The sequence below is a fragment of the Leclercia sp. LSNIH8 genome, assembly GCF_002920195.1.
GTDB lineage: Bacteria > Pseudomonadota > Gammaproteobacteria > Enterobacterales > Enterobacteriaceae > Enterobacter.
Genome location: NZ_PQJY01000013.1, coordinates 65,716 through 88,186 on the forward strand (window position 1 = coordinate 65,716; position 22,471 = coordinate 88,186).

Annotated in this window: 23 protein-coding genes; 12 read left to right on the forward strand and 11 right to left on the reverse strand. The window is 44.4% G+C overall.

The window, feature by feature from the left end:
- The first annotated feature begins 83 nt into the window (after positions 1–83).
- From C3406_RS23520 to C3406_RS23535, 4 genes are all read left to right on the forward strand, one after another.
- Entirely contained in the window at positions 84–713 is a 630-nt protein-coding gene (locus tag C3406_RS23520) for a hypothetical protein (protein WP_032610449.1), read from the forward strand.
- A gap of 82 nt (positions 714–795) precedes the next feature.
- On the forward strand, positions 796–1,215 hold the full coding sequence (locus tag C3406_RS23525; protein ID WP_015062971.1) for a hypothetical protein: 420 nt from the start codon (positions 796–798) through the stop codon (positions 1,213–1,215).
- A 273-nt stretch (positions 1,216–1,488) separates the two neighbouring features.
- On the forward strand, positions 1,489–4,830 hold the full coding sequence (locus tag C3406_RS23530; protein WP_032610447.1) for a hypothetical protein: 3,342 nt from the start codon (positions 1,489–1,491) through the stop codon (positions 4,828–4,830).
- 309 nt (positions 4,831–5,139) lie between these two features.
- On the forward strand, positions 5,140–5,361 hold the full coding sequence (locus tag C3406_RS23535; protein ID WP_032610446.1) for a hypothetical protein: 222 nt from the start codon (positions 5,140–5,142) through the stop codon (positions 5,359–5,361).
- A gap of 206 nt (positions 5,362–5,567) precedes the next feature.
- Here the strand turns inward: C3406_RS23535 and C3406_RS23540 are convergent, their stop codons facing one another.
- Complete coding sequence (locus C3406_RS23540) at positions 5,568–6,167, reverse strand: hypothetical protein (RefSeq protein WP_015062969.1); 600 nt, start codon at positions 6,165–6,167, stop codon at positions 5,568–5,570.
- A 261-nt stretch (positions 6,168–6,428) separates the two neighbouring features.
- On the opposite strand from C3406_RS23540, the gene C3406_RS23545 reads away from it, so the two are divergent.
- Positions 6,429–6,959, forward strand: a complete 531-nt coding sequence (locus tag C3406_RS23545) for a hypothetical protein (RefSeq protein ID WP_032610444.1) — start codon at positions 6,429–6,431, stop codon at positions 6,957–6,959.
- A 220-nt stretch (positions 6,960–7,179) separates the two neighbouring features.
- Here C3406_RS23545 and C3406_RS23550 read toward each other — a convergent pair whose 3' ends face one another.
- Both C3406_RS23550 and C3406_RS23555 read right to left on the reverse strand, forming a co-directional pair.
- On the reverse strand, positions 7,180–7,641 hold the full coding sequence (locus C3406_RS23550) for a hypothetical protein (protein ID WP_015062966.1): 462 nt from the start codon (positions 7,639–7,641) through the stop codon (positions 7,180–7,182).
- An 8-nt stretch (positions 7,642–7,649) separates the two neighbouring features.
- Positions 7,650–9,290, reverse strand: a complete 1,641-nt coding sequence (locus C3406_RS23555; protein ID WP_040113327.1) for a hypothetical protein — start codon at positions 9,288–9,290, stop codon at positions 7,650–7,652.
- A 314-nt stretch (positions 9,291–9,604) separates the two neighbouring features.
- On the opposite strand from C3406_RS23555, the gene C3406_RS26100 reads away from it, so the two are divergent.
- The 3 genes from C3406_RS26100 (at position 9,605) to C3406_RS23570 (ending at position 12,327) form a co-directional block, all read left to right on the forward strand.
- Complete coding sequence (locus tag C3406_RS26100; protein WP_103216141.1) at positions 9,605–9,862, forward strand: hypothetical protein; 258 nt, start codon at positions 9,605–9,607, stop codon at positions 9,860–9,862.
- A 268-nt stretch (positions 9,863–10,130) separates the two neighbouring features.
- Entirely contained in the window at positions 10,131–11,477 is a 1,347-nt protein-coding gene (locus C3406_RS23565; RefSeq protein ID WP_077258062.1) for an ISNCY family transposase, read from the forward strand.
- Between the two features lie 58 nt (positions 11,478–11,535).
- Positions 11,536–12,327 carry a tetratricopeptide repeat protein gene (locus C3406_RS23570; RefSeq protein ID WP_023205302.1) on the forward strand — a complete coding sequence of 264 codons (792 nt, stop codon included), beginning with the start codon at positions 11,536–11,538 and terminating at the stop codon, positions 12,325–12,327.
- A 40-nt stretch (positions 12,328–12,367) separates the two neighbouring features.
- Here the strand turns inward: C3406_RS23570 and C3406_RS23575 are convergent, their stop codons facing one another.
- The 6 genes from C3406_RS23575 to C3406_RS23610 all read right to left on the reverse strand — a co-directional run bounded on the left by C3406_RS23575 (position 12,368) and on the right by C3406_RS23610 (position 16,579).
- A complete protein-coding gene (locus C3406_RS23575; protein ID WP_004862033.1) occupies positions 12,368–13,204 on the reverse strand; it encodes a macro domain-containing protein in 837 nt (278 codons plus the stop codon).
- Positions 13,205–13,260: 56 nt separating this feature from the next.
- Positions 13,261–13,815, reverse strand: coding sequence for a toll/interleukin-1 receptor domain-containing protein (locus tag C3406_RS23580; protein WP_233210592.1), 555 nt, complete (start codon positions 13,813–13,815; stop codon positions 13,261–13,263).
- 375 nt (positions 13,816–14,190) lie between these two features.
- Complete coding sequence (locus tag C3406_RS23590) at positions 14,191–14,484, reverse strand: hypothetical protein (RefSeq protein WP_103825304.1); 294 nt, start codon at positions 14,482–14,484, stop codon at positions 14,191–14,193.
- 20 nt (positions 14,485–14,504) lie between these two features.
- Entirely contained in the window at positions 14,505–14,804 is a 300-nt protein-coding gene (locus C3406_RS23595) for a hypothetical protein (RefSeq protein ID WP_016246547.1), read from the reverse strand.
- Positions 14,805–15,119: 315 nt separating this feature from the next.
- The gene (locus C3406_RS23605; RefSeq protein ID WP_015062961.1) at positions 15,120–16,058 is read right to left on the reverse strand and encodes a hypothetical protein; all 939 of its coding nucleotides are present in this window, start codon (positions 16,056–16,058) and stop codon (positions 15,120–15,122) included.
- Positions 16,059–16,063: 5 nt separating this feature from the next.
- Positions 16,064–16,579 carry a thermonuclease family protein gene (locus C3406_RS23610; RefSeq protein WP_015062960.1) on the reverse strand — a complete coding sequence of 172 codons (516 nt, stop codon included), beginning with the start codon at positions 16,577–16,579 and terminating at the stop codon, positions 16,064–16,066.
- 222 nt (positions 16,580–16,801) lie between these two features.
- Here C3406_RS23610 and C3406_RS23615 point away from each other — a divergent pair, with 222 nt between their 5' ends.
- The 4 genes from C3406_RS23615 to C3406_RS23630 all read left to right on the forward strand — a co-directional run bounded on the left by C3406_RS23615 (position 16,802) and on the right by C3406_RS23630 (position 20,085).
- Positions 16,802–18,229, forward strand: coding sequence for a DNA cytosine methyltransferase (locus C3406_RS23615; RefSeq protein WP_015062959.1), 1,428 nt, complete (start codon positions 16,802–16,804; stop codon positions 18,227–18,229).
- A gap of 128 nt (positions 18,230–18,357) precedes the next feature.
- Entirely contained in the window at positions 18,358–18,525 is a 168-nt protein-coding gene (locus C3406_RS23620; protein ID WP_016246550.1) for a hypothetical protein, read from the forward strand.
- A gap of 23 nt (positions 18,526–18,548) precedes the next feature.
- Positions 18,549–19,868: a DUF1173 family protein gene (locus tag C3406_RS23625; RefSeq protein ID WP_040113328.1), complete on the forward strand. Its 1,320-nt coding sequence runs from the start codon at positions 18,549–18,551 to the stop codon at positions 19,866–19,868.
- A 13-nt stretch (positions 19,869–19,881) separates the two neighbouring features.
- On the forward strand, positions 19,882–20,085 hold the full coding sequence (locus tag C3406_RS23630; RefSeq protein WP_024191726.1) for a hypothetical protein: 204 nt from the start codon (positions 19,882–19,884) through the stop codon (positions 20,083–20,085).
- A 54-nt stretch (positions 20,086–20,139) separates the two neighbouring features.
- Here the strand turns inward: C3406_RS23630 and C3406_RS23635 are convergent, their stop codons facing one another.
- Entirely contained in the window at positions 20,140–21,360 is a 1,221-nt protein-coding gene (locus C3406_RS23635) for a coiled-coil domain-containing protein (RefSeq protein WP_032610436.1), read from the reverse strand.
- Between the two features lie 2 nt (positions 21,361–21,362).
- Complete coding sequence (locus tag C3406_RS23640) at positions 21,363–22,217, reverse strand: DUF4942 domain-containing protein (RefSeq protein ID WP_223866326.1); 855 nt, start codon at positions 22,215–22,217, stop codon at positions 21,363–21,365.
- Between the last annotated feature and the right edge of the window lie 254 nt (positions 22,218–22,471).

Below are 22,471 nucleotides of genomic sequence, written 5' to 3' on the forward strand. Positions count from 1 at the left end.
AATGGCGCTAAGCCATATTTTATGTAAGGGTATGATATGGTTCAGCGGATTTTCATTCACGATACTGACAACAGGATTTACCTATGACTATCGATACCGACGATTTCGATCCGGTAGATGTAGATGTAGAGGTTGCAGAGGCGTTAGAGAAGCACATGGCACAGTTACGGGACCTGGAAGCATACTGGCCGTACAGCACGACAGCCGTTATTGATTGTTTTTTTGACCAGGCTACCCGGGCAACTCACGCTGAATTGTGGTTGGCTGCCTGTACAACTTTCCTGAACGGGATTGAAACCTCACTGAGGGTGACGCTTGAACTGATGGAGTCACAGGCGCATTCGCAGCCAGCCGCAACGCTGGTGGATTTAAGTGATATGGCCACACTCAGTAATGCCCTAATGAGAAGGGCGCACATGGCTGGTATGCCGGTGACGCTGCTGGCGTTTCCCGAGGAGCAGGATCTGCTGACCAAGATTGCTGAAGGTGCCCCGAAAAGGCCCTATGCGGAAATCGTGAGGGTTCGTCACAATTTATGTCACGGGAACATCCTGGAGCACATCATCACTGTGAGTGACGATTTGGGGGAGCCAGTCCGGTTATTCACACCTGAATGTATGCGTGTCCTGGCAGAGACGATGTCGGCAATCTCGAAACAATGGGTTGCAGGCATGCATCAATATTGGCGTGATAACAATTTATCTATGCCTTGAAAATTCCGGCCGGATTCTGTTCCCGGCGTCAGTTTAACGCCGGGATGAAATAATTATGATCCACAACCAGAAATAGCTGTTTATGGTTGAGAAAATATTGTGGTATAAAAATTATGTTTTTAACTTGGTGATAGTCATGGAGAAACAAATGAAAATTAAATGCATCGTATTGGCAGGAATATTTTCACTGGTATTTTCTGTTCATGCCAGCGAAACACAGAATAAAAAAAGTGATCCAGTACCTGTCTTTGGGCACGCAACAGCTGTTTCAAAAATGTGTGGTGAACTTCTCGGAGAAACTAATCCAGTTAAGATGAGAGATGGGGCTACTAAGATACTAAACGAGACTCTTAGAAGATTACCTGATGCCGAAGTGTCAGATGAAGGGAAAAATGTAATCGAGGCATTTGTTACTCGATCAAGATCCCCGTCTGACATACCTTCTCGCTGTGAAACCAGTGTTAACGAGAGATACTGGGAAATCGTTCAGTCCAAAAAATGATCTGACGTTGGTTGACTGTAAAAAAATATTTCGCCCGTTAAGCTTCTGTCTCTAAAATATATGACTTAATGGGCTATTCAACTCCTTCCTATGTAATATATGAAGTCATTCCCCGATGATTTAATTAACGAAGGTTTAATCCACATGTTCAAAACTGATAAATTGGACAGGCTCAATTTTAATTATTTTACCTCTTCCCGTACTTCAGGTTATTTGGCTGACAATCCAATCTGGTATGATGCTTATAACAAACAAATTCGGAGGGTATAGTGAATGGGTGGCCTGGTCAGCAAAACTAACATTGATCGCCTTGAACGTTTTCATTCTCTGCTGGCGGGGCAATACTGGTCCGCCCTCGTCGATATTCCGGCAGAGGCGATTGCGGCCGGGGATACACTCCTCATCAACTCGTTGCGGTACGTGGATGACAATCTGCATACCGTCATCCTTCGTGCCCACCCTCGGCACTACGGGGAATGGGTAAACGTTGAAGTCGTTGCTGAGAACGGCTCAAAATCAACGAAGGACAAGAAACTGAATGAACATCGGTTTCTGACGGCCGATTTTCTCGCCTTGTTTGAATATCAGCCCGACCATGAATCGATCCGTCAGTCAGAGCTCAAAGGCATTCAGGACGAGGTTGCTGACCTGCAAATGCGTCTCACCGAAACACTGAAAAATCCCTCAGATCTCCGGGAACTGGCTATGAAAAGGATCGAAGACGAAGAGGCCAGTAAAAGGGGGGGCGAGTCAGACGACAGAATGCTTCCGGTCGTCAGAAATGCAGAAGATGCCGCAGTTACCATGGCGCTGGGTACGGTGCAGAATGCCCTTTCTCAGGGAATTTCCGAAGCTCAGGTTTCTCTGATGGCGAAAGTCGCGGAACGGGAAGGGAAGATTGCCGGTGCCGTAGCTAACATTATTACGTCGCGTACCGGTGCTATTACCCGGGCGCTGGAGAAAATGCATCCGTATTATGCGGAGCTGGCCGCTGCCAAGTTGGCCGGAACGCAGGAGGGCATTGAGCAGGCTAACAAAATTCAGGCCGGTGTTCTCACGCTGGAATTATTCGTCGGCAAAAACGTGACGGTAGTCGATATTGCTGAAGGCGAGCCAGCTGACAGCAGCATTCCGCTGACGCTGTGTCAGAAGAAGCTCGTAGTGGATGAGGAACTTTCAGCCTGGTGTGACATCGACGAACACTTTGATTTCAGGAGTCTTTCCGCATTCCACAAGGCGCTAAAAGATAACCCTGGGCTGGTGGAGCAAATTTTTCCGACTGAGCGATGTGTACTCGTCATGGTAACCACCCGCAGATTTATTGACTATGGTGATACCTGGGCGAATTCAGAATACAATGAAAAGAACAGCATCGTGTTTCTGATGGTCCGCAACGGGCAAAACATCAAACAAATCTATTCCCCGGTGGAAAGCCATCTTGGAGCATCACGGTTATTTCCGTCTGAAGATGAGCAGCAGGGCCACTTTCGTGGGTTTGACGGTACCACCATCAAATTTGAAGATGTGGCCTATACCGATCGTCTCAAATCCCATGACCTGATGGCTCTGCATTACCGACGTCTGCTTATCATGCTGTTTGGTCTTGACCAGCGGCTGGCTCTCTTTGGTCAGTTCTATCCCAAGCATGAAAAGGCTAATTTCCTGAATCTGAGCTTCCAGGAGCGGTACTTCCATTTTCTGCACGATGAAGACGGCACAGGGCTGCTGGCATCACCAGACTCGCAGACGCTCGATGAATTTATTAGTGAAAAAAACTCCTATATGCAACCGGGCTCGCGGCTGCTCTGCAACTGGCGTGAGCTTATGACCCCCAGAACAGCACCTGGTGCCGTCAAAGAGGACAGCAGCTATTCAGGGTACTCCTTCATCGCTGAACCAGAGAATAATGTCTCTGCTGCGGTTGTGTATCGTCAGGGAGATAGTCTGGCAGTTGATGTGGCGGTGAAGCGCTACAGAACAGATAAGATGTTTAACTGTAAGGTAAACGTTTCTGGCTACAGGCCGTGGCGCCGGGGAGAAGCAGAGCTTGCATATCTGTGCCTGGATGCAGTGGGCCCGGAGGAACTGAACCGTTTTATCCAGCAGCGCAAATTCCGGAGTAACCACCTTTTTTACATTCGATTTTTTAAGGCCGCAATCAAATTCCTGGAGCAGGAACGTGAAAGAGAATTGCCGCACCGGCAATATCTGCTGACTGCAATGCAGGATTCGGGGTTGCGCCTGCCGGTGAACATTCATGAACTGATTCATCAGTGCATTGCTTCATGGAAGACCGGTAACCGTGGCGTTTCGCTTGATGATGGAATGCGTTTCGAAAAAGGGCGCCAGGCCCTGCTGAATCAACTTTACAGGCTCACTCAGGGTGCAAGCGAAATGGCATCGGTCATTCAGGAGCAGGTAACTGCGTCCGGATCGCAACTGCTTCGGGCCGGGGTCAACTCGTCAGGGAATTACGTCGCGTTTATCGCGCCTAAACCCTATGAGTGTGATAACAGACTTGAAGCTCATGCGTGGGTCCATCGTGTTGTCTATGCAACCGGAAAACGAAACATTCGGGAAACCAGCAGATCCTGGGTCTCTATGCCGGAGCGTTCGGCATCCGAAATTACCCTTTGGGAAGATGAGGAGCAGTCTAGGAAATGGTACTCCATGAAACCGGTATTCAGTTCGTGGGCCGAAAAACAAAAGCTATTTGAAATGTGCGAAAAAGGTGCGGAATTACTGAAAGGGGCCATGGGCAAGTCGGGACATGAGGAATATAGCGATCTTTTTGAGATGTGGGGAGATGCTTATATTGCATGCAACTCCAACTCTGGCGCGGAATACGTAACAACCCCGGATATGTTCCTCCCGGTTGGCTTGATTAAGTCACGAAACTCATTACAGCTAATTGCATTAGGGACATGCTCAACGGAGCAATGGATGTATGCCCGGGCAGGGGATGATGACACACGGGAGCTGTTGCTGGAGTTGTATACCAGTTGGTATGAATGCCCGGATAAAGCGCGAGCAAGGGTCCTGTCGATGGCAGAGAAAAACTCAGGTCTGAGGTTTGTGTTGCTTGAAGGAAAGGCAAAGAAACTGGAGCGGTTTGTTGTCAAACGGCCAGAAGAGATTGTTAACTGGCATGCCGGTGATTTAAAGGAATTCCCGACAATGCTGAATGATCAATGGGCATGTCACATGGCAATGGTCAGTCGGAATGATAAAGTTTATCTGACGCCGGATTTGCTGGATGATGATGGCCTACCAAATTTTAATGAAGTCACAAGGCAGGAGCCCGGAGACGGTTATCAACCCGTCAATGTCTATGAATTTGAGAGTGATTATTTTAACGCGATCTATGATGCAGACGGTAAGAAAGTGGTACTTTGTCACTGGTATGATGTGACGGGTGATTCATATACTGCTGAAGATCTTACAGGGAATATGCCTCATGACGCATTTAAATTCCTTCAGTATAGGCTGGATAATATCGAGCAGGCTGAGGCATTTATCAAATACAGAAACCGTAATTATCAGTCCCGAGAAAATTCAGATTGGCCCGAACCGCCTGAAGGTGTAAAGCGTTACGTCATCAGAGCCCGAAGCTAAGTGAGCAACATTAAGCTAAAAGTTCAGTATGGAAATAGATAAATCATACTGAACAATAAATATAACTTTATGCATAACACTATGACGGTATCTTATTAGCAGGTGCTTCGGAAAAAAGTAACTTTCCAAAGGTAAGTAAGCGCAGCGGGAGATATGCTAACATGAATACATCACGGGGACAGTGCTGGATACTGGCCAATCCATAATTTGCATATGATTAAAATGTACTTAGATGTTGCAATACTGATGAATTGTGTTAAAAGATAGCCGTCGTTACCTAAATTAAATTTTATGAAGTATGGTACTGTTATGGCTAAGAAAAATTTATACTCGGAAGAGATTGTGATTGCCAAAAAGCAACTCAATCAGCTATCCACGCTTAAAGATAAAGTCAGCCTGCTAACGCGTCAGTGGGAAGGTGATATTGGCAAAAATCTGCCTGGTTACACTGAGCTATATGCTCACGTGGAAAGAATTGAAAGACAGATTCATGAACAAATTGGTAGCTGGAAGAAAAGTCCTACAATGTAAGATTACGGCGATCCATTCTGAAGCGGTGTATTTGGTTCAAGAATGCATAAATAACATTCCTTTATAACTCAATTACCCGCTTTTAAATCTCTTTATTTTCAATCCCGCTCATCCATTTGAGGAACTTTGCGCGGAAGTTCAGCGGCATCATAAACTGTATGGGACAGTAAGAATTGCACTGACATTAACTGGTACAAAATGCAGGGCTATTGAATCCCTTCAGTGTACGCAAGCCTCACGTGTTCATCTACTGTAGCTTGGTTGCCGGGGATATATCGCGGAAAGTCCGACACGTCATTGGCATTTTTGACAATGAAAGAAGGGTATCCAAACTGCTCGGCAGCAATATCGATATAAAAAGTCATTCCTCCAGCACTCAGCTCACACCAGTAGTGGCCATGTCCTCCATACTCATTGAAAAGACCTCCATTATCTGTACCATTCCCGCCGCGTATACTTGCGACCATGCCTCTGAGTCGTGCAAATTTACAAACCAATATACATGCGAACATGCATGTTCCGGTTGTGTCACTTGTTCCAATTTCCTTAAGGTTCTCTTTTAAGGACTTATGGGCTTCTTCTGCAAGCTCCAGGATTGGCGTAAGAACTAAAATAGATGTCTTGTCAGTCACGAATAATGTCTCCGGTAAACAGAACAATGGTAAGGCTAGAATCCCGTTTAAAATAATTTTAGTATCAGGTAACAAGTACCTTGAACAAAGCACTTGATTCACACAGATCAATAAAAACCTTTCGAATAAGGAAAATACGAAAATTTGTGAAAGTACATTATCGAGTTTTAACATGAATCTATTCTGAGTCGCAAGGGTTTTCAGTTCGGACAGAAGGCTTCTAAAATTTCATGAAGTCGTCCAACCATCTTTAACTACTAGGTAACAAACCATAATTATTGATTTCATGAAAATAATTAAACTCAGAAATTGTGTTGTTGAGGTTATTAGAGATGGATATAGGATGTGGTATATTTGTTTGGAAATAAAAACAAAGGTTAGAACTCAGCTTTCGTACAATCTAGTTCAATCAAATTATGACGCTTAGGAGTATAAATGAGCATTAACGACAAAGATTTTAGTTCTTTAACAGTAGAGCAATATGGCTGGAATTTGGGGGTTTTTAATCATTCAACCCCATTTACATCACACTTTATTTATGTCTACGATTGTTATAAACAGTATGTTGGATTGATTTCCATTTCACAGGAGGATTTTAACACCACTAAAATTTCCACATCGTTAAGCATTCATATGTGTGTGGCAAAGCTAGGTAAAATCCTTAAGAAAATGTCAAATAAAAAGGCTTTGTCACAAACGGAAGAAACTGAATTGGCCCCTCTTATTATTAATTATGTAAAGCAAACGATGACTTTTAGGCAATGGGTAAGTCAATCAGAATTAAATCAACGCATGCATTTTCTAATTAATATCTACGGTTCTAAAGATGATAAAAAAGGGGAGGTGGTTCTACGACCATTAATTTCGAATCCAGATGCCTTAATTTTAACACCGACGGAAGTCATTGAATTGAACACGCAAGTTATTAAAGCTGATCGTATGCGACATCCGGAATGGTTCCGTTAAGCAGATTTACCGCATTCACCATTGGAACCTTCGCCAGTAAGAGCTCGATGGTAAAATTACAATCTGAGATGGTTCAAAACGGCTATAGAGTTTTGAACCTCAAACGGGAATATTTTCACATTCATCCTTTGAAAGAAAGTCGTGGCTAAAAGAACTGAAGTAACCCTATCAAAGCCAATTTTCCTAACGACCGGAGTTATCTACTATTTACCGGATAACATTATTTCATTTGTCCTGTCGAATACCATGCCAACGTAGATTCCGGGATGCAGATTTTTGAGGCGAATCCATCGGTAATTAAATCGAGCAGATTTGGGGCTAGTAGATTACACGGTGCTGGCCTCAGTGGTTCATAATGATGCTTCGGGTAATGAAGGCTGCTGAAAATGCCATGGGGCGCCCCTGAGGCTTTATCTGGGCCACAGAAAAGGTTAATCCACATCCGGAGGCGGTAGTCCACCGTGAAGCCGTCGATTTGCAACCATAAGTGGGGGGAGAGCACAAAATCACATCCCTTAACGGTAACTTTCCCAAGGAAGCGAAGATGTGGGATCTTAGCCTCCATCAAGGCATGGCTGAGCATTAAAGTATGCCCATCGCATTCCAGCTTTGCACTGTCTACCGCTAAAAAGGCATCATTAAGGTCAGAGAGATGTATAGGTGTGTTATTCACTGTTACCATTGTGTCTCTCAATTTTTATCCTTTGTCCTGAGATTTGCTATAGTTAAGTTAATATAAACGACTTTATCCGCAAATATTCCGCCAGACTCTCGCAAGCTAAAGCGTATGGTTTGATGATGGGTGCTGTGCATCATTTCAAGTTTAATATTTCTGTTTTCTTTTTGGTAGTCTTCAAGCGCTGATTCAGTGTGTTTACGAATATTCACAAATTTATGGTCAAAGCAGAATAACACCAGATATAGGTCAGGCAGAACGATAAATGACTGAGCAACAGAGTCTGAATACTTTGTATAAAGTTGAAATATTCCTTTTGTTATTACAGATTTTATTGGCACTTCGGTGGAATGTTCTTGTATTAACTTGGATTCGATAATGCAAACTCTCACACCTGAAGAGAAAATAGAAATATCACTTCGCCCGTTTGCGATCTGATCTTCCTGGACCACCATAAACTTTTTAAGTTCAAGGCTTGCTTTCAACCAGGTTAATAATGATGCTGTAAGGTTATTTTCATAAAACAGAATGTCGTTTTTCACACGATACAAATTACTGTTGCTGGTAATGTTCTGAATGCCAGTGAAAATAGTATTAGGCAGAAGGTCGATTGTCTTGCTTTTAACATCGTAATTATTAAATGAATCAGCTAATACACCTAGTTTAAAAGCGAGCGTCCGTATTTTTTCTGTATTTCCAAACTCAAGATGATTGGCTTGATGTTTAAGTGATCTGATTTTATTATATATATATTGTGTGTTTCTTTCACTTAATCTGACCTGCATAAAACTCTGGCGCATGTATTCTTCAAAAAGGTTCTGGAGCTCAAACAATTCTTCAATAATAGAGGTTAACTTATTTTTAGGTTCAAAGAACATTGAGTCTTTATTTTTAATATTTGAAGCCAGTGAAATGATTTCATAAAGAGCATCGGTAAGCAGATGAAGTGGTTCAACTGTTTTTATAATGCCTTTTTCATTCCTATAAATCATAATGTAAGGCTGGTGACGTGAAAATAAATCCTGCAAGACATCTTGTGACACTGGCGTTGTAATGAAGAAAATAAGTCCCGGCTTAAGATCTTTGTTTTTCAAATGTTCTAATTTATCAATAAGTAATACTTTCCTAATCCCGTTCGCTAGAATTAGTCCGAATTCAGTTCGATAAAGATTCCAATTTCGCTTTGTTGATGTAATAAGGGATAAATCATAATTAATATTTACGAGGTTTTCATTGATTGTCGTAATTAAGTTATGAATGTAATTGTTGTGATAAGTGGCATAACTCATAATGCCAAACTTACTTTTGAGTTCGTTGATGTGTTCGACAAGTGTTTTCAAGTACGTATAAGTTGTGCTTTGAGGAACTTTTTGTAAATTGTAAGATGACCACTCTTTAGCTATATCATAGATAAAATCGCATTCTTGTGATTCAAGGAACTTAACCAAGCGATTTCTGGAACTTTTATTGCTGTTAAATTCTTCTTCAAATCTTTCGAGCTTTCTGCAAAAAATATGAACCGACAGGCAATGGCGACGTTCCTGCTCTAATAATTGATCATCCAGGAAAATCTCAGTATTTTTGTTACGACTGAAGATAGATATGGGGGCCATTTCCATTAGTTCTAACGCATTGAAATCATAAAATCTGCTCATTTATTTCGCCTGCATAGTAATTTTAATCACTAAAAGCTATTAAGCTTTTTCCTTTTTTAAACATACGAAAGCCTTTAGAAACACGATTTATACTAACGGGGCATCTAAATTCGTGATCTGTTCAATGTATTCAAAAGAGTATTGAACGCCTCATATGATATTTTCGCTCTGAAAGCGATTCCCCTAGCTTCATTAAGAGCCTTTCTTCCGGAAGCAGATTCAGGCGATTTAAGGTACTTTAAAAGTAACTTTTCAATCTCTATAGTTTTGTCATTCTGAAGTAACTGAGAGGCCATGATGGCTCCGAGCCTAAATTGAAGCTGAATATTCACTTCTTTGTGAAACTCCAGGTGCTGACGGTGGCGGTCAGCCAGCTGGCTTCCACGGACCCTGGCACGATACAAACGCATATAGTCGGCCATTTCGGCGGTATGGCGTTGACGATACCGGTTCTTGGCTGCATTGACTACATTGCGGTTATTCAATTTATACAACCGGTTTTCGCCAGCTACGCACTGGCGGCAGCGAGTCTTATGGCCATCCTTACTTTTACGGTCAATTCCGAAGTCTAACAAGCTCTTCAGAGTCTTGCATTTTCGGCACAGCTTACTTTCAACGAGTTCAGTCATGGGTATATTATGAATTGAAGTACTTCCCGAAAGTATACCCAACTCGACTATCCATTACAATTAAACGTTTTTGGGTTAACATAATCCACGTTATACGCACTTATAATGTTAGAACCATTTAGTAATGTCACTTTTTATCCAGATAGAAACGTCACCTTAGAGTAAGCTAAACTGAATGCAATTCTAAGGGACTCAACGGATGTTGGTGACCATGTCAGATAAAGAAATTCATCGCTTGCCAGTGATACAGGCTGTTTGTGAAAAGCGCCTACGCCGTCGCGATGCAGCGTCACAGCTTGGCATCTCAGAACGTCAGGCGCAACGGCTTATCAATCGTTACCGGGTTTCTGGTGCTGAAGGACTTGTCAGCCGCAAACGCGGTCAACCCAGCAACCGTCGGTTGACCGAATCTCTCAAACTACGCGTACTCACGCTAATACGTGAAAACTACAGCGACTTTGGACCCACACTGGCCGCAGAAAAACTCAGAGAGCGTCATGATATCCGGCTTTCAATCGAGACTGTCCGCAACTGGATGACGTCGGACGGACTCTGGGTTCCGCATGCTCGTCGCAAGTCACGGGTTTATCAACCTCGACATCGGCGTGATTGCCTGGGTGAACTTATCCAGATCGACGGCTCCCACCATGACTGGTTTGAAGGCCGTGCGCCAAAATGCTGCCTTCTGGTATTTATCGATGATGCCACCGGCCGCCTGATGCATTTGCGGTTCAGCGAGTCAGAAACAGCCTTTGACTACATGCTGGCAACCCGGGAATACATTGAGCAGCATGGGAAACCGGTATCGCTGTACAGTGACAAACACGCAATATTTCGCGTCAGTGGTCCGGAGAACCGCAATACCACCGTTACCCAGTTCGGACGTGTGCTCTATGACCTGGCAATCGAGCTTATATGTGCCAACAGCTCTGAAGCTAAAGGCCGCGTGGAACGTGCGAATCAGACGCTTCAGGATCGACTGATCAAAGAAATGCGTCTGGAAGGTATTACCGGCATTGAGGCTGCAAATGCCTGGCTTGCCACTTTCATTGCAGACTTTAACCGCCGATTCTCACGTCCGGCCAGGTTCCCGAAAGATTTGCATCGTCCGGTGCAGGAAAGCCCCGGTGAGTTAAGAGACATCTTTGCCTGGCATGATGTTCGTACCGTGTCGAAATCACTGACATTCCAGTACGATAAGATCCTTTATCTCATGGACCCAACAGAAGAAAATAGCCGTCTTGCCGGTGAAAAAATTAAAATACTGGACTATCCCGATGGCACCCTCGCCTTCCACTATGGACACCGGAGCCTTAAGTGCCAGGCATTTGATAAGCTGGCCTGTGTCGACCAGGGGCAGATTGTCGATAACAAACGTCTCGGGACTGTACTCAGACTGGCTCAGGTAAAACAGGATGAGCGGGAAAGCGAAGGCAAACGGGAACGAAGCAAAAAATCGCCCAGCCGTAAGGCTCAGGTGCGCGTCCAGGAACAGCTCCGGGCTATCAATCCCGTTCTGGCAGACCCGAGCTTGTTTGTGGCAAGTTCAAAGCGATAGAATCGACCATCAGTGCAGCAAAGTACCGGAACAGTGAGCCCCCAAAAGGATACTTGAGATGATTAAATTCCCGACTAAAAAGCGCGTTGATTTGTATAAAAATGCTGTCAGTTCTGAGCAATTACATCTGGATCTGGCTGCGGCTCAGGAGTTCATGTTCGATGCCTGGGAAACTGATGACCTGGACGTTGTGCTGAAACTCATCAGAAAAGCTATCAAGAAATCCCCGCTCTGTGCTGACGCATACTCATTCTACTGCGAGTTATCTCAAGAACCTCCTGAGTCAAAAATCGGGAATCTGGAGACGGCTTTGTACGCAGCCAGCATTGCTCTTGGCGAGGATTTTCAGGAGTTCGCAGGACGTTTCTGGGGATTTGTCGAAACACGTCCATATATGAGAGCAAAAGCAGCTTTGGCTGAGGCCTTATGGGAGTCAGGTAATTTTTATCCGGCTATGGCTCACTGCCGCGAAATGCTGAAGCTCAACCCGAACGATAACCAGGGGATTCGTCATTTATTAGCGAACTATTACCTTGAGCTTGAAATGGTGGATGATCTGGCCTTGCTACTGGACGATTATCCTGGGGATATGCGCCCGTTTCTTCAGTATACACGCGCCCTCCTCGCCTACCGGCAGTCATCCCCAGATGCCAATGATATCGCTAAAGCTGCGATTGATTCTAATAGACACATCCCCGGCTTGTTATCGAAGTGCAGATTACAGCCCAAGTCTAACAGTGGATATATTACGTTAGGTGAAATGGATGAAGCCATATATTACGTGAATAATAATTTAAAATCCTGGATTCGCACCCCTGGTGCAATTGAATGGATTGTCAATGGTATTTAATTTACGAAGGCCATTGCTTAGGCCTTCATCATTAATTTAATCACAAGCCATTTCTTGCTGTCTTTAATTCTAAAAGATTGACTTTATCTATCTTCCCTTCATGGATCATTATTGTTAATTTCGCTGGATGTTTAAATCGCATTTCGCTTATCCTAAAAGTCCAAAGCATTATCTTTAATAGATCTTGCTCATCGATAATTTTGTGGCCTTTTATTCTTGTAAGTCCAGACCCAAAGATTGGGACAGAAACACTTTTTTGAGCATAGACTCGATTAACCTTATCCCAAAAACTTATTAGAAAACCTAAATACTCAGGCATTGTGAGATGAGCTACATTGTGCTCGTCAAACTTAGATAGCGCAGTGAGTATGTAATCACCATAAACACAAATAGTGCCAATTTCAAATTTTTGCTTTTTACCTTCAATCCTTTCCTCATTTCTATCTTTTATCTCTTCGGCATCGAACCTATAGTTACTAATGTAATCATCCAACTCACTTACAGTACAAGATAAATGTTCGTTGATAAATTTACCATTGAGACTACTTCCGGCAATAATTCGCTCATCAACCTGAGTATCAAAATATTCATTGAAAGCGATCGCTTTCAAACCCTCCTGTTTGAAGATATCTCCTGTTTTAATGATAACAGTACTTTCCTCAATGGTTAGATTAATCTCCCTCAAGCTATTTGCTCTGTACCATAACCAAAGATAGGCGATAATAAGCACTGCAATGCAAGCTAAACCTGCCGCAATTTTTTGATTTGCAGGAATGTCGACAAAAATAACAACTGCACCGATAAAACCGAACAATAATGATGCATATCCCTTAAACTCATTGAAAACCTGCTTGTCACAGAGACTAACCTTAGACATTTAATATTCCTATATCTATGCAAAAACAAAGCGCCACAATCGGCGCTTAAGTTACATTATGCGCTATATCTATATACATCTGGAACAGTTTTGGTTTTCACCATAAACTTACTATCTGCCAGTGATTGTCTGATAAGAGCTTTATTCATTGGGATATGCAACGTGGGAACTAAATGCATTGAATCTCTGAATGCGGGAATCTTAGACCATAAATTTTGTATTTGCTGCTTTAAAATGTTGTTAACTAGCAAACTTTCTTTTGTGTCATAGTCAGGGTATATTACAATTACAGGAAGCCCCAAGGAATTAATACCGTAATCAATTTCTTCTCGTAGAGCGCGAGAATTTATAGTTCGATCACTCAGGAATAGAATAATATTCTTAGAATTCCGCAGACGCTGTCTGAGGCGAGGCATTAAAGTTTGCTCCCAGTTACTGCCATCACGAACGTTATAAGTTGTATCGTGTGAATTGGTAAAAGGGAAACCGGAGTCCGCTCCTTTCCACATTCTCAGTGTGTTGTAATAAACGAAGTCTTTCGTAGCATGAACTCCCAGAGCGCCCTCATGAAAAGGCTCAGCAACATAAAATGCACAGTAATTCCCACTCATTCCTGTAATCCTTCTTTGTTAGAAAAATCCCAAGGAAATTATACACCTCCTTACAAGTTGAACCGCAACCAAAACATGAGCTTTAAGTGCCCTTTCTATCTTGCAGAAAGAGGTGACATTTTAAAACTGCATTGGCATATAAATCAATGGGTTACGTTTTACTTCTTGGATTACGCACTGGCACGGGATTTGGGATTTGGGATTTCCATGATGATTTTCCTGTGGGCAACCTGCATTATCACCATCCAGGACATAGGACGGGCTTACCCCGTTCTTACCTAATCATTTTAGGTCCTTCGTTACTAGAAAAATTTTTTAAACTCATACAGATAGACCGCCATAGGTACCAGCGGAACTATCTGTACCATTACTGAACTAAAAATAGATGAAAAAACATGCAGCCAGTACCGTGACGCTAATAATTGAAAATAAGTTAACTACGATGGAAATAAAGCTTTTTTTCATCATGGTCAAGGTTTCGGCTGGTGTTTCATCGAGTGCTTTGCCAGATTTATGGTCATCATAAATACGCCTTGAAGTTACAAGCTTATCGTAATGTTTATTCACTTGCTTCATCAAGAGGTGAATGACTAAAATCATAAGGGCAATGTAGATATACTTATCTTTACTTAGTGCGTCAATTATTTGATGTGCCTGATTCTCGTGCATAAAAATATCTCCTTGTTTGATTAACTGTGAAGTAGATAAAATAGATACCCAAAAACAATAGTGGATAGTGCTAACACCACACAATTAGCAATGTACCAGATCAATGTTTGGAACTTAAGTCGCCGGATCATTTCAGGTTCTTCACCGCTTGAGAAAGATCCTCTACCTTCACTGACTAACTTATCAGCATTTTTAAAATGCTGATAAGTTGAACCAGCACGGAAAGTAAGCCATGCCATACCTAACATTATGAATCCAAATAAATAAAATGCTTTTTCTAAGTAAAAATCTACCGCTGATACAACATCCAGATTTTCCATTTGGTAATTCTCAATATTGTTGGTGAGTTAAAGATTTTTTTGTTGGCTAACTGTCTGAAAGCCCTAATTATGGTCATTACAATCCAACCAATTAACAGGTTCCCCAAGAAACCGTGTCAATGCTGCTTTAGCGTATTGTGGCTTAGTGTAATATCGAGGGAACCAGCCATCGAAATTTTGTGTTCCATTGCGGCGGTATTCAGGTTCGACAGACAGTCTACATCCCTGACCGTGAGGCGAAATGAAAAAGGTGAACCCGTCAATCGAATCAGAACTCAACCGGCTGCATGTCATTGGAAATCCTTCATGATTTAACTAACCAGGCATTGCACTGGTAATCTGATGCTCCACACTCCGCATTCGAGGATTTTGACGTACAAAGTCTCTGACGCCCGAGATGCAAGCTTTGATGATTATATCAAAGTGAGGCTGCGCCTCCGATACCAAATTTCCCGTATTATCCAGTAGCAATATGACCCCTAGCGATTTTACAAGCTGGTACTCAACTGTCGACCGGTCTAGGGCGATCTGGAGCATGTAAATAGTTTCCCCGGATACATTTCCGTCTATTCCAATCACGGTTGCCGTGCAAGCTGCCTGCTCCTCTGGGTAGTGAGGTGTATAATAGTCATACCAGTAATCGGACTTCACCGATTCTTTCCTCGATTGCAGGTTTTTAACAGGCCATTTCACCCAGACAGATGACATATTCTCTGAAACCAGTGAGTGCTGTAACGCGGTAAGGGGGTTATCAAATTCGCCCATGGACCATAAGGTCTCAAATTCTGCTTGAAAAGTAGATGGGTCTATTACAGCAATAAAATCGAACTGGTCCTTATTAATTTTAGACGCTCGCTCATCCATATAGAAAAGACCAAGTCTGTTCCCTTTATCACTTCTCCAGGTGGCCCCTGCTGGTTGATAGTCCGTATTTATAAATGGTCGAAGTTGCTGGTCTTTGTGCAGAAAGATAAACGATGGGGCCAGTGTTCTATTCGCGTTCTTAACTGGGTTAACATATAGGCGCTCACCTGCGCTGAGGAGTTCAATGATCGACTTTGAAATGACAACATCTACAGATGGCGTGCAGGGGTTAACGCCCTCCTCCACTTGATGTACTAAATCCCCATCCGGACCCGGAATAACGTCTCGCAGACACGTTGGGCAGCGCTGAGTTTGTCCGGGTAAAATTGGCCACGAAAGATGTCCATCGTTATTAAGCGCAATTTTCAATAAAGGATGTTGTCTTGTCATCGCGGTCACCCCCTGCTTTTCGTCTTTTGAGGTTTCTGGTTTTGCTGGCGCCACTCCCAGGGGGCAACGGGATTCGGATCTACCCAGAGGCCTTTAACTGCTTTCTGCGCTGAAGCTTCGAATTTCAGATAGTTTGGGACGATGGCATTACCGTCAAACCGGTATACCCATGCATAGCCACTGTCTACCATTGAGGCGTTTATGTCATAACCATCAAGCCAAATGGTTCCCAGCATCCTGCCGTAAATATCAGGTCCGTGGTCTATTACCGTAATATTCTGTGCAGCAATCGCGGAGCTCAACGCTTGTTTAGCCTTTTGTCCAAAGGCCTGCTTACTTTCGGGGGCATCAATACCGTACAAGCGGATTTTGATGTTTGTATTCTGACCATCGAGCGCGGTGATTGTGTCCCCGTCGATAATTTTTACCACTTTCGCTTCAAATGATGATTGGGTAGCAAGAGTTGCCACCGGGAAAAGGACGATTAATGTCGGCAAAAGTAACTTTTTCAAAAGAGTCATACGTTCTCCCTGAATTAGATGGTTCGTAGTAACAAATAAGTCGTGTGATTTGACGCGCTTATTGTACCAATTAGAAACTCGGCGATTTTCTGTTAACGGAGGCAATTTGAGTGGATAAAAATTTTAATACAGGAGATGAAAATAAAGGCCTTTAACAAAAAATTGAATTTTCACCGCGTGGTAGTCTGAGAACCTAAATTAATCACATTTCACGGAGTAAGGATGTACAACGATAGAACTGAGCCTGCAATAACAGCATTGCTTAATGATGAGACACCTTCCTCTATCCATAAATTACTGGTGCAGGTTGCAAGCATCTACGACGTGAAGGATTTGGCTGAGCAACTTAATGCTGCAACCGGCAGCGAATGGTCGAGGGGAACGCTTATTCGCCAGATTAAAGGTGCAGTTAATGAATGCCAAATCACCCAGGAAGGATATCGTTATCTTCGAACGTTGCTCCCCTCTCGGCCAGCGGACTATGACCAGAAGTTTTTCCGATTTATTGACTTGTTTGCTGGGATCGGTGGCCTCCGGAGTGGTTTTGACGCCATCGGCGGAAAATGTGTGTTCACCAGTGAGTGGAATCAGTTCTCCCGACGGACTTACAGTGCAAACTGGTACTGTGACGAGACTGAGCACCATTTCAACTCAGATATCCGGGACATTACACTCAGTAATCTTCCCGATGTTTCGGATGACCAGGCCTATGCTTCTATCGATGCATCCATCCCAGACCATGATGTTTTGCTCGCAGGTTTCCCATGCCAGCCGTTCAGTATTGCCGGTGTCAGCAAAAAGAACTCCCTTGGCCGAAAGCACGGCTTTGAATGCGACACCCAGGGGACCCTTTTTTTTGATGTTGCCCGGATCATCCGAGCCAAACAGCCTGCCATTTTCGTTCTGGAGAACGTAAAAAATCTGAAGAGTCACGATAAAGGCAATACGTTCCGCATCATCATGAATGCGCTTGATGAGCTCGGCTACGATGTTGCCGACTCCGATGCTCACGGAGCAAAGGACCCCAAAATAATTGACGGTAAGAACTTCAGACCTCAGCACCGGGAACGTATCGTGCTGGTCGGTTTCCGCCGTGATCTGAAACTCAATGATGGCTTTTCGCTAAGTGGTGTATCCGCTCTTTATCCTTCACGACGGCCAACCCTTAGGGAGCTGCTGGACGCTGAGGTCGATAGCCGTTACATCCTTTCTCCAAAGCTCTGGGAATACCTTTATAACTACGCTAAAAAGCACCAGGCAAAAGGCAATGGATTTGGCTATGGTTTGGTAGATTCATCAATAGAAACAGTGGTTTGCAGAACACTCAGCGCACGCTATTATCGGGATGGATCTGAAATTTTATTAGACCGGGGATGGGATTTTAGCATAGGCGAAAAGCACTTTAATGATCCTGTCAATTTGGCAAGGCGCCCACGCCGTTTAACCCCGCGAGAATGTGCCCGCCTTATGGGGTTCGAGCAACCGGGAAAAGTTACTTTTCGCATTCCAGTCTCTGATACGCAGGCCTATCGCCAGTTCGGGAATTCGGTCATCGTCGACGTATTTGCGGCCGTGGCCAGTTTGCTTCGGAGCCGTATTGAGACTGCCGTTTCGGCTCGGCTCAAGGGAGAGTTTGAAGCGGCATCATAGTCATTCTTCTGTGTGATTTAACAGGGTAACGTAATGGTTTAATTCACAAAATATTAACATTCACGCAGATAAAACCTGGGCAGGAAGAGTAAGCCTGCTTCAGTTATCGCCTTCATCAGGAGGTACTGATGACGTATTTTGATTCAGCTGAAGATCTTACTATTACAAAACAAAGGGCTCTCCAGGAGCTTGCTAAACATGGCGTTGAGGCCAGCGACATCAACGTGTTTTTTTCCGAGTTGGGTGAGAAGGAAGAGTACAACGCGCAGGATGTATTGAGATGGCTGGGCTATTAGTCTTTTAAATTTCAGGAGGTCCCATGGGCCAGAAGTTTGCAGTATTTATTGCTTACGATGACGAACCAAACACGAAACGATACTCGGCTGAATTTCAGACGCAGAACGAGTATGTAAAGGGATGGCAGTCGGCCCTAAAGAAAGCACACCACACGTCCGGGCAGAAATCTGTGATCACCTGCGGATGCCGGGGCAAAGGCGCAAAGCGTCTGTACGTCCGGTCGCTACCAAACAGTGATACCTTCATATTGATTAAGGCTGCAAATACCGGCACTGAGCATGATCCATCGTGCGTGTTTTTCGACCTTGATGCCAGGCATACGGGGTTAAAGGGTTATGCCAGCAATGTTGTACGCATCAACAATGAGGGGACCATGTCAATACGCCTCGGAATAGGCATGACGGAGAAAGATCCGCCGGAAAAGTCAGAGGTTCCTACCCCGCCCCAAAACCAGCGACCTGAAGGTGGACAGGCTTCAATGACCCTGTCCGGACTTCTGAGTCTGTTGTGGACTGAAGCCGGTCTTAATGTCTGGTATCCGAATATGGCCGGGAAGCGAAATGATTCGCTGGTTCGCTACCGGATGTTGGACGCCGCAAAGCAGGTCAAATCAGGTAGAGCGTGTATTGGCGACCATCTCTTTATCGGGGTGGCGGACTCTAAAAGCAAAGTGGCCAGTGAGCAGGTTAAGCTGTTGTCGTCCGCAGAACTGAGCGACAAGCGACTGCTGCTGCTATCAGTACTGCCGCGCTATGACGCAGAAAAGCATGAGAAGCCACTGAAGTTTCTTCCTATGCGTAACTTCGGCGGTATGCCCCTTACCTTCTTTAACTCAGACGGGCACTGGGATAGCGTGAAGCGGCGATTCCCACTGGAATATGCAGCCTGGAAAAATGGTGGCAAAGTTGTTGTTTTTGCACTTACCTCTCCCGTATCTGTGACCACTAGAGGTCTCTCTGCACGAGCTCATCAGATAGTGCTTATGCTGGTGAGTGATAACTGGATACCTCTGGACTCCTCATACGAAGCGATTGTATCCCGTAAACTGGATGCCGAACACCGGCACTATGTTAAGCCTATGCGGTATGACGCAAGTGCGAGCGATGTATTCCCCGATTTTTATTTACTTGATACCCGGAGTGATAAGCCGTTCCCGATGGAGGTTTTCGGAATGTCGACACCAGCCTATCTTGCGCGAAAGGAACTTAAGAAGGCGTATTACAACCAGGAATATGGGGCCTATGGATGGTGGCACTGGGATGCTACGGAGAAGACGGAATCCCAGGATCTCCCTCATTTCCCTGAAGCTAAAAAATACAATTCACCCGAATCACAACCTTAAAATGGGGTTAAAAATGGCGTACATACTTTCGATGAGTGAACAGGTTAAACTGAAAGCGTTTTTGGCGGCAGTACTCGATGACTATAAGCTGGGAGCTATTTCGCAGCAGCAAGCTGTTGGCGGGATCACTAGCCTGGTTGATGCTCTTGAGATCAGTGACTCGGGGAAAATCAGCCAAATGCTATCGGAAGGACGTAAACTCCTCCGGACGGGATAAAGAGCCTACGGGCGCCAGGAATTTAAGTTTATAGCAAATTCCTGGCGGGAGCAGTTATGTCGTCTTTTTGTTTCGCGGTTTTGATGCCCCTGGGGATTTAGGTTTGATAGCAACTACGCCGGTCATAGCTTCGGTAAGCTGCTTGATTGTTCCTCGTAAAGACTCTGCAATGGTCTTTTCCGCATTGAGTGTCGCTTCCATGGACATCATCTGATTCCTGAGCTGCTGAAGCTCTTCTGTCAGATCTGTTTGGACCTTTTTGGACACCAGGTTCTCATCAGCTAAGCGTTGTGCTTCAGCTCGTAGTTGTTCATTCGTCCCTTTAGCTGTTGAGAGCTCCGACCGGACGAGCGTCAGGGCCGTGTCCTTTTCGGCTAAAGATGAGCTCAATTCAGAGGCATGGGATTGTGATGAAGAAAGGTCCTGTTCAAGCTGACTGACACTGGACTTTAAATCAGACACGGTCCGTTGTAAGTTTTCATTCTGGCTGTTGAGGGCGGTCAGCTCTACCTGCTGCGCTTTATTTTCATCATTAAGCTGCTTCTGATACTCCTGCTGCGAGGCCAGTTCCTGTTTGCGCTCACTCAGTTGCTGGTTCAGTGTCCCTACTGTCTGCTGTAAAAGCTGGATCTCGTTTTGGGCATGCTGTAATTCACTTTGAGTTCCTGCCAGAGTTTCTTCTGCTTCCTGAAGTGAATCTTCTAATTTACTGGAGAGTTCACGCTGCTGCTCCAGCAGGTTAATCAGGTTAACTTTTTCGTTATTCAGGACTGTAGCCTGTTCTTTCGACTGTGACAGTTCTTCCAGAATTTCAGCATTCCGGTGCCGTAACTGAGTAATTTCTGCCTTCGCAATTTTCACGCTATCACTCTGGATAGCCGTATAGCTTAAGCGGAAGTACCAGGTGATAAACGCAGTAAAATCACTGAATGCATCTTTAATCTGGTCAGGGATTTCAATCGCGCGTGCTTCTTCGGGCACCTCGTCCACGTATTGCTTGTAGGCCGCCAGCATCTCCTGAGCCCGGGCAAAAGACCCCCCCATTTTATCCCGCAGCCAGTGGGCTTTGAAAAACTGGTCGAGGTTTTCGGTGCTGATGCTCTTATCGAGGCAGATTTGTTCAATCTCGGTGAAATATTTAACCTTAGCTATTGACGAGTAAGGGGAATTCTTCAGTAACTCGGGGCTTAGAGGGGGCGTTTTTGGAGTATCTTCACTTAAACTGGACGCTGTCTGTTCATCCCCGTTCATCAAATTTACATTGTCAGTCATCATTCTTATCCTTTGGCCGGGATCTGGTTGGCAAAATAAATGCTAATCAGGTCATTCAGTGCGTTATGCAGGCTTTCACACTCAACTGAGATATGGACGTTACCATTTTCGAACAATCGGCACTTCCAGCCCTTCGGGTCGGTAATGTCACCCGTAAAATCGGTTTTCCGTAAGACAGCAAGCCGATCGTACATGTTCATTCCACTGCCGACAGGCGGTGTTGCTGCATTGGAGCAGATGCAAACGATATTCTCAAAGTCGTTTAAATAGAAGAGATTATCCTGAGAAAAGCCATTATATCTCATCATGTTCGAGTCGGGAAAAATGCCGCGTAGTACCAGTTTTTTTGGCATCACAAATTGCTGGGCATTAGTTTTATACCGGCGATCAAGCTGGCATAGCAGATCAACAAACCCTTCAGCAAGTGTAATGCTGCGCATGGCAACTGCCTGGCGCAATGTACTGCGGATTACGGTTAACGACGCAATTGGCGGAGCGTTCCGGAGAGACTCACGGAACTCTGCCCGCTGGTTGTGATTCCAGAATCGGTCAATACCCGTTTCTTCAAAAAGATTGTTCCATGTCTTACGGTCTATTTGCTGTCGCCCTTCCTCGATGCTTGCGGCCAGGGACGCAGGAAGGCCAAAAGCATTAGGGGCCATAATTTTGCTGTTAAACAGTGAAAACCCGCAAATTGCTGAGGCTTCGGCAATCAGCGTCATGCCGTCCAGAAATTTTTGCATAGCGGCATCACGACTACTGGCGAGTTGTTCGGTACGGGTACTCAACTTCAGTTCCGGCTGCGAATTCATGCTCATTTCACGATCCTTTTCCCACTGTTTTGGCTGAGAGATTTTCACTGGCCTATCCACCTCTCTCGTTAAAAAAATTCTCGTAGCGTCATATATAGTGAAGCCTTTACTAGTGACTAATGATGAAAAAGATTAGCACACAGATGTCGGGTGACCAACAACCCGCAACCCGTTAAGTGGCGATCGCATCCCCTGAATGCACAACCATTGCGCTACATGACTGATTAATAAGGGTTTTAGCCGCAATTACACTATGGGGGGTGCTATTTGAACGATGGGATTTACCGATAATTAAATCCCAT